This is a genomic window from Paracoccus sp. FO-3 (assembly GCF_006386455.1).
In the GTDB taxonomy this organism is placed as follows: Bacteria; Pseudomonadota; Alphaproteobacteria; order Rhodobacterales; family Rhodobacteraceae; genus Paracoccus; species Paracoccus versutus.
Window position 1 is genome coordinate 1 of record NZ_VCBQ01000162.1, and the last position, 7348, is coordinate 7348.

9 protein-coding genes and 1 pseudogene are annotated in these 7348 nt (G+C 65.5%); all 10 read left to right on the forward strand.

Translation table 11 applies throughout. From position 1 onward, the window contains the following. Window positions 1–239: 239 nt before the first annotated feature. The 10 genes and pseudogenes from FE811_RS24995 to FE811_RS25040 all read left to right on the forward strand — a co-directional run bounded on the left by FE811_RS24995 (window position 240) and on the right by FE811_RS25040 (window position 7346). Window positions 240–1085, forward strand: coding sequence for a LysR family transcriptional regulator (locus tag FE811_RS24995; RefSeq protein ID WP_244295279.1), 846 nt, complete (start codon window positions 240–242; stop codon window positions 1083–1085). 7 nt (window positions 1086–1092) lie between these two features. After that, complete coding sequence (locus FE811_RS25000) at window positions 1093–1383, forward strand: DUF4167 domain-containing protein (RefSeq protein WP_166435575.1); 291 nt, start codon at window positions 1093–1095, stop codon at window positions 1381–1383. Window positions 1384–1634: 251 nt separating this feature from the next. Further along, window positions 1635–2840 (forward strand): FAD-dependent oxidoreductase, encoded by a 1206-nt coding sequence (locus FE811_RS25005; RefSeq protein WP_140849226.1) that lies wholly within the window; start codon window positions 1635–1637, stop codon window positions 2838–2840. Then, window positions 2827–3150, forward strand: a complete 324-nt coding sequence (locus tag FE811_RS25010) for a DUF3817 domain-containing protein (protein ID WP_036757573.1) — start codon at window positions 2827–2829, stop codon at window positions 3148–3150. The genes FE811_RS25005 and FE811_RS25010 overlap by 14 nt, the downstream gene beginning before the upstream one ends. Then, a complete protein-coding gene (locus FE811_RS25015; RefSeq protein ID WP_036757570.1) occupies window positions 3147–3533 on the forward strand; it encodes a YbaN family protein in 387 nt (128 codons plus the stop codon). Before FE811_RS25010 ends, FE811_RS25015 begins: the two co-directional genes overlap by 4 nt. Before the next feature lie 151 nt (window positions 3534–3684). Further along, window positions 3685–5672: pseudogene (locus tag FE811_RS25020) on the forward strand (conjugal transfer protein TraG). A gap of 10 nt (window positions 5673–5682) precedes the next feature. Beyond that, the gene (locus tag FE811_RS25025) at window positions 5683–6159 is read left to right on the forward strand and encodes a CopG family transcriptional regulator (protein WP_036757568.1); all 477 of its coding nucleotides are present in this window, start codon (window positions 5683–5685) and stop codon (window positions 6157–6159) included. A gap of 13 nt (window positions 6160–6172) precedes the next feature. After that, entirely contained in the window at window positions 6173–6415 is a 243-nt protein-coding gene (locus tag FE811_RS25030; RefSeq protein WP_181180967.1) for a DUF4160 domain-containing protein, read from the forward strand. Continuing rightward, window positions 6403–6807 carry a DUF2442 domain-containing protein gene (locus tag FE811_RS25035; RefSeq protein ID WP_036757567.1) on the forward strand — a complete coding sequence of 135 codons (405 nt, stop codon included), beginning with the start codon at window positions 6403–6405 and terminating at the stop codon, window positions 6805–6807. The genes FE811_RS25030 and FE811_RS25035 overlap by 13 nt, the downstream gene beginning before the upstream one ends. A gap of 14 nt (window positions 6808–6821) precedes the next feature. After that, the gene (locus FE811_RS25040) at window positions 6822–7346 is read left to right on the forward strand and encodes an NAD(P)-dependent oxidoreductase (RefSeq protein ID WP_140849228.1); all 525 of its coding nucleotides are present in this window, start codon (window positions 6822–6824) and stop codon (window positions 7344–7346) included. The last annotated feature ends 2 nt before the right edge of the window (window positions 7347–7348 follow it).

A 7348-nucleotide genomic window follows, 5' to 3' on the forward strand; every position in this document is an offset into this window, starting at 1 on the left:
CGCCATCCGCGCCGCCAGGCTAAGCCCAGTCGAGGCGCTGGCCAGCCAATGAGGAATTGAACCACCAACCGATTTTGCCTTTGCACGCCTGCCATCCGGATCTCCGCGTTCTCGTCCGGTCAGCCAGCCAGAACCATGGGCGGCAAACACGACGAGGGACAGGGCAGTAAGAGGAGGAACAGCATGGTCCGGGATTTTTTGCAGCCTCTGCAGGCATGTGGGTGTGAGGAGAATGGCCCATGAGCGGTGATGAATCCTCAGGTCAGCGGATGACCGCCCGCAGCAGCGTTGCCCGCGTCGGGCGGCGGATATCGCTGCTGTCGCTGACGCAGGTTCTCGCGGTGGCCGAACACCTGAACTTCCGTCATGCGGCCGAGGCGCTCGGCATGAGCCAGTCCAGCCTCAGCACGCGGATCCGCAACCTGGAAGAAGAGATCGGTATCATCGTCTTCGAGCGCCGCCACAGGGGCGTGCGTCTGACGGAGGCCGGGCGGGCCTTCGTGGCCGAGATCGCCGCCGGTCTCGGCCAGATCGACCACGCCGTCACCGAAGGGCCGGTCGAGGAAGCGGTTCCCGCCGTCATCGGGGATCATGTCGATATCGCCCTGGTGGTCGGCGATCCGCGTGCCCCGCAATGCCACAGCCGGTTGCTCTGGTCGGAGCCGCTGGTGTTGATGCTCGGCGAGAGCCATCGGCTTGCCGGGAGGGATGAGATCTTCTGGCGCGATCTGGACGGCGAGACCTTTCTGATCAGGCACGGTGGGGCAGGGCCGCTGGTGCGGGACCATGCCGTGCGGCGGATGGCGGAACATGGAATAACCCTGCATTTTCGCCGCGTCGACGTGGAACGGGACACGCTCATGCAGATGGTCGCCCATGGCGAGGGCGTCACTTTTTCCGGCACCAGTCTGAAGGCCTCGGTATCGGAAGGTCTGATCTGGCGCCGGATCGCGGATGACGACGAGCCGGTGCGGCTCTACGCGCTCTGGTCGCCGCAGAACCGCAGCAAGACCCTGCGCGATCTGCTCGCCCTCGCCGGAAAGACGCGGGCACGTTATCGCCCCGAAGATCGGTGCGAGCCATAGAGGCAGGATGAATCAGCAACGACACCAGCAGTATTTTCGGACTGGACAGCGCCGGCCGTCGAATATCGGCAGTCTCATCAACCGGATCTACGAGAGTTCAGGTCCGGCGGGGAAGCTCCGCGGCAGGGCGCAGGATCTGGTCACCACATATCTGTATCACGCACGGGAGGCGGCAGCGCGTAACGACAGCGTCGCGATGGAAGCCTGTCTGCAATATGCCGAGCATTACCGGCGGATCATGAACGGGATCAGGGAGGAGAGTGAGGAACGCCACCGGCAAGCGGCCCGGGACATCTGATCGCCCGTCCGAGCCGGTTCTTTCAGGCGAAGCGACCGCTGGCCTGGATGTCCGCCTTCCCATCCCAGGCCGGAGCTGCGACGAATGGCCCGGATTCGGACAGCGATCTGCGTCATGGCGGAGGTGGTCATTACAGAGGCGGGGCGGTAAAACGAGGCATCCGATCCATCCAGCCGGCGGTTTGCGACGGGATCGCCGCTACCGCCAAGCCAGAGACCATATCGGCAGAGATTCTTGGCTGGTGGTTTTCGATGACTGAAACATGGCAGGATTGCGTGATCGCGGGCGGCGGGCCCGCGGGGATGATGGCGGGGCTTTTGCTGGCCCGCGCCGGGCTGCGCGTCACCGTGCTTGAACGGCACCCGGATTTCCTGCGCGACTTCCGCGGCGACACGATTCACCCCTCGACCCTGCAACTGATGGTGCAATTGGGTTGGCTGGACGAGTTTCTGGCCCTGCCGCATCAGAAGGCCGCCGACCTGCATGCCGAGATCGCCGGGCGGCAGGTCACCATCGCCGATTTCAGCCGCTTGCCGCTGGATTGCCGCTATATCGCCTTCATGCCGCAATGGGATTTCCTGAACTTTCTGGCCGCGAAGGCCGCCGGTCTGCGCGGTTTCACCCTGTTGATGGGCCATTGCGTCACCGGTCTGCTGCCGGGCGGCGGTGTCGCGTGGGAAAGCGATAGTGGCACGGGCGAAATCCGCGCGCCGTTGGTGATCGGCGCGGATGGGCGACATTCCGTGGTGCGTGCGCAGGCGGGGCTTGAGGTGATCGACTTCGGCTCGGCCGTGGACGTTCTGTGGCTGCGGCTGTCGCGCCTGCCCGACGATCCGGCCCCGGCGATGAGCCATGCCGGGCCGCAGCAGGGGCTGGTGCTGATCGACCGGGGCGATTTCTGGCAATGCGGCTATGTCATCCGCAAGGGCAGCTTCGACGACGTGAAGGCCGCTGGCCTGCCGGCCTTTCGTCAGGCGCTGGCTGCGCTGGCGCCTCTGCCCGCGGATCGGTTCGAGGAGATCGCCGATTGGGATCAGGTGCATCTGCTGTCGATCCGCATGGACCGCTTGCGGCGCTGGTGGGCGCCCGGCGTGCTGTGCATCGGTGATGCCGCCCATGCGATGTCGCCGGTCGGCGGCTTCGGCGTCAACCTTGCCATCCAGGATGCGGTGGCGGCGGCGAATATCCTCGCCCGCCCGCTGCGCGAGGGGCGGCTGCGCGATGCCGATCTGGCAAAGGTGCAGGCGCGGCGGATGTTCCCGACCCGCGCCACCCAAGGCTTGCAGCGGATGATGCGCCGCAAGCGCAACGCGAAGGGCAAGGCCGCGCCGCGCCCGCCGGGCTTCGTGCGCCTGATCGCCCGCTGGCCGGTGCTGTCGCGGCTGATGGGGCGGCTGATCGGTATGGGCTTCCGCCCCGAACGCATAAGGAAGGACCCGAGCCATGAGCCAGGCTGACGCCCGCCCCGTTTCTAACCGGCTCTTCGACCTCTTCCGGCTGGTCGCCGTAGTCGAGGGCGTGACGACGATCCTGCTGTTCCTAGTCGCGATGCCGGTGAAATACGCGCTGGACAATCCCGCGTGGGTGCAGGTGATGGGGCCGGTCCACGGCTATGCCTTCCTCGCCTATGTCGCGCTGATGATCGCCGCGCTGTGGGGGCGGGGGTGGAGCGTGACCGACTGGCTGCGCACCTTCGCCGCCTCGCTGTTCCCCTTCGGCACCTTCCTGAACGAGCCTTTCCTGAAGCGCCGACGGACCCGCGCATGACTCGTCCCGCGCGGCAATCGACTGCCCTGCGCTGGCTGTTCCTGGCGCTGGGGCTGTTCTTCACCGGGCTCGGCTTCGTGGGGGCCTTCCTGCCGGTGCTGCCGACGGTGCCCTTCCTGATCTTGGCAGCGGCCTGTTTCGCGCGATCCTCGCAGCGGCTGGAGAACTGGCTTCTGGCCCATCCGCGCTTTGGCCCGCTACTGCGCGACTGGCGCGAGCGCGGGGCGATCCCGATGCGGGCGAAATGGATGTCGCTGGGCGGCACCATGCTCGGATTCGGGCTCTTTCTTTGGGGCGGTCGTCCGGGCTGGCTGCTGATCGCACTCGTCGGCGGGCTGATGGGATTCGGGCTGGTCTATGTGTTCACAAGGCCGACGGCATGAAGGGCGAGCATTGCAGCCGGATGCCCGCTGCAACCCGTCCTTTTTGCCGCCGATAGTATCCGGCAGCCCTCCCGGGTGCGATTTCCGGTTGATATCCGTGGGGGCACCCATCCTCTGATCGGCTTCGTATCATTTGATGATCGGAGTCCCGATGCGCGGAGGACGAATCCTTTGGGGCCAAATCGCTGTCGTCTTCACCATCGTTCTGGTGATGACCTGGGCAGCGACGCAATGGGTTGCCTTCCGCCTCGGCTTTCAGCCGCAGCTTGGAGCGCCATGGTTCGAACTGGCGGGCCTGCCGATCTATCACCCGCCGGCCTTCTTCTGGTGGTGGTTTTCGTTCGACGCCTATGCGCCCGCGATCTTCGTGGAGGGTGGCATCATCGCCGTATCGGGTGGCTTCCTCGCAATCGTCGCCGCCATCTTCATGTCGATCATCCGGGCGCGGGAGGCCCGCAACGTCGTCACCTACGGATCAGCGCGATGGCGGAGGAAAAGGAAATCCGCAGCCCCGGCTTGCTCGGCCCCGATGGCGTGGTGCTCGGCCGTTACGACAGGGACTATCTGCGCCATGACGGTCCCGAGCATGTCCTATGCTTCGCCCCGACCCGCAGCGGCAAAGGCGTCGGGCTGGTGGTGCCGACGCTGCTGACATGGCCGGGAAGCTGCATCGTCCATGACATCAAGGGCGAGAACTGGACGCTGACAGCGGGCTTTCGCGCGAAGCATGGCCGAGTCCTGCTGTTCGATCCGACCAATGCCGGATCATCCGCCTACAACCCGCTGCTGGAGGTGAGACGGGGCGAGTGGGAGGTTCGGGACGTGCAGAACATTGCGGATATTCTGGTCGATCCCGAAGGCAGCCTCGACAAGCGCAACCATTGGGAAAAGACCAGCCATAGCCTGCTGGTCGGCGCGATCCTGCATGTTCTCTATGCGGAGAAGGACAAGGCCTTGGCGGGCGTCGCCAATTTCCTGTCCGACCCCCGCCGTCCGGTCGAGGCGACCTTGCGCGCCATGATGGATACGCCGCATCTTGGGCCGAGCGGCGTTCATCCCGTCATCGCGTCGTCGGCCCGCGAGCTGCTGAACAAAAGCGAGAACGAACGCAGCGGCGTGCTGTCCACCGCCATGTCCTTTCTCGGCCTCTACCGCGATCCCGTGGTGGCGCGGGTGACGGCACGATGCGACTGGCGCATTGCCGATCTGGTCGGCAGCCGCCAGCCTGTCACGCTCTATCTTGTCGTGCCGCCGTCCGACATCAACCGCACCAAGCCGCTCATCCGCCTGATCCTCAACCAGATCGGTAGGCGCTTAACCGAGGAATTGACCACCTCCGGCAAGCGCCATCGGCTGCTGTTGATGCTGGACGAGTTTCCGGCGCTCGGCCGGCTCGACTTCTTTGAATCGGCGCTCGCCTTCATGGCGGGGTATGGAATCAAAGGCTTCCTGATCGCGCAGAGCCTCAATCAGATCGAACGCGCCTACGGGCCGAACAACGCCATTCTCGACAATTGCCATGTGAGGGTGTCCTTTGCCACGAACGACGAAAGGACCGCGAAAAGGGTGAGCGACGCGCTCGGTACCGCGACCGAGCTGCGCGATTCCACCAACTATGCCGGGCACAGGCTGGCCCCGTGGCTCGGGCATCTCATGGTGTCGCGGCAGGAGACGGCCCGGCCGCTGCTCACGCCGGGCGAGATCATGCAGCTACCCCCCACCGATGAAATCGTGATGGTCGCGGGCACGCCGCCGATCCGTGCGACCAAGGCCCGCTATTTCGAGGATGCGCGATTTCAGGAACGCATCCTGACCCCGCCCGAATTGGTCGCCGCTCCGCTGGCGTCCAGCCCATCCGCCGATGATTGGTCCGGCCGCGTGGTCGCGGCGGAAAGCCGTTCCGCGACCGACGCCGCAGACGGAGCCGAGGGCGATCCGGCCAATGCCGGCATACGCCGCGAGCCGGAATTGCCCGAGCATGAGGAAATCGTCGCCCCGCCGCCATCGCCCGAACAGGAGTTCGAGTTTCTGGACGACGAGCCGGACGTTGACGCGGCCAAGGCCCGCACTATCCGACAGCGCATGAGGATGGTCGCACGGCAGGTGGCGATGAACCCGGATGACGGCATCGAGCTTTGAAGGACCGCCCATGACCACGCGCACCCGCATGAACGTCTATTTCGATCCTGAATTGTTGAAGCAGGTCGAAATGCTGGCGCTGCGCCGCAACGTGTCGAAATCCGCCATCGTCGAAGCCGCCGTCGCCTCCTTCCTTTCCGGTGACGCGGCGGATCGGCTGGAAGCGGCCATGTCGCGCCGCCTGGACAGGATCGGCCGTCAGATGGACATGCTCGACGAAGATCTCGCGGTGCTTGGCGAAACCGTCTCGCTGTTCGTCTATTTCTGGCTTGCCGCCACGCCTCCGCAGCCCGAAAGCGCCCAAGCCTCGGCCCGAGCCAAGGGGGCCGAGCGGTTCGAGGGATTCATGCAGACCCTCGGCAAGCGCCTGGCAACCGGCGACAGGTTCCTCAAGGAGCTGTCGCGCGATATGCCTGCATTCTCCACACAGGATGAGCCGTCGCGCGGAGCGAGCATCGACGACATCTTGAAAAACCCATCACGATAGGTTATCTGATCCCATGGTCACCATCCACCGCGCGCATGGGCTGCGCATCGTCATCTATACCGACGACCACGAGCCGGCGCATGTGCATGTGTTCGGCGACGGTCACGCCAAGATCAACCTGGCCGGACCCGAGGGCGGGCCGGAACTGGTCTGGGCGGAGGACATGAAGCGGAACGAGCTGCGGCGCGATGGCTGTCGTGACCGAACACAGGGACGCATTTCTGGCACGATGGAGAGAGATACATGGCTGACCTGACCGATGCCGCAATCGACGCCGCGCTGGAGCGGGGCCGCATGGCGCGCGCCAATGAGCCACGCGCCGCCGCCGCACGCTACGACCGGGCTTCAGGCCGGGTGATCGTCGATCTTGAGAACGGCTGCACCTTCGCCTTTCCGCCGCGTCTGGCGCAGGGGCTTGAGGGGGCAACGGACGACCAGCTTGCCGCTGTCGAAATCCTCGGTCGGGGCTATGGGCTGCATTGGGAGGAACTGGACGCCGATCTGTCCCTGCCGGGACTTATGGCGGGCATTTTCGGCACGAAGGCATGGATGGCCCGGCGTGCCGGACAGACCACCTCCGCCGCCAAGGCCGCCGCGGCCCGTGCGAACGGAGCCAAGGGCGGCCGTCCACGCAAGGCGATGCAGTAATAAGGATAATCCACATGCGGCTGTTCGTGCTCGGCGCGTCGGGAGGGGTCGGCTCCAGCCTGCTGGAACAGGCGGCGGCGCGCGGCCATCGCATCACGGCGCAGACCCGGACGGCGGGAAGGATCACCGAGACGGCGGCGGTGCGGGTGGCCATCGGCTCGCCGGTGAATCGGGCCTTTCTGGAGCGGCATATCGGCGGACAGGATGCCGTGGTTCAATGCCTCGGCATCGACGGCATCGGCCGGACCAGCCTGTTCTCCGACGCGACCGGGGCGCTGCTTCCGGTGATGAAGGCGGCCGGGGTGAACCGACTCGTCGCCGTCACGGGCGTTGGTGCTGGCGAGACGCACGGCCACGGTGGCTGGCTCTATAATCGCATCATCTTTCCGCTGTTTACCCGGAACCGCTATGCCGACAAGGACCGGCAGGAGGCCCTGATCGAGCAAAGCGATCTGGACTGGACGATCATCCGGCCAGCCCCGTTTGCGACGAAGGCCGTCCCGGGGTCATTGCAGGTGAGAATGGCGGTGCGAAATTAGTC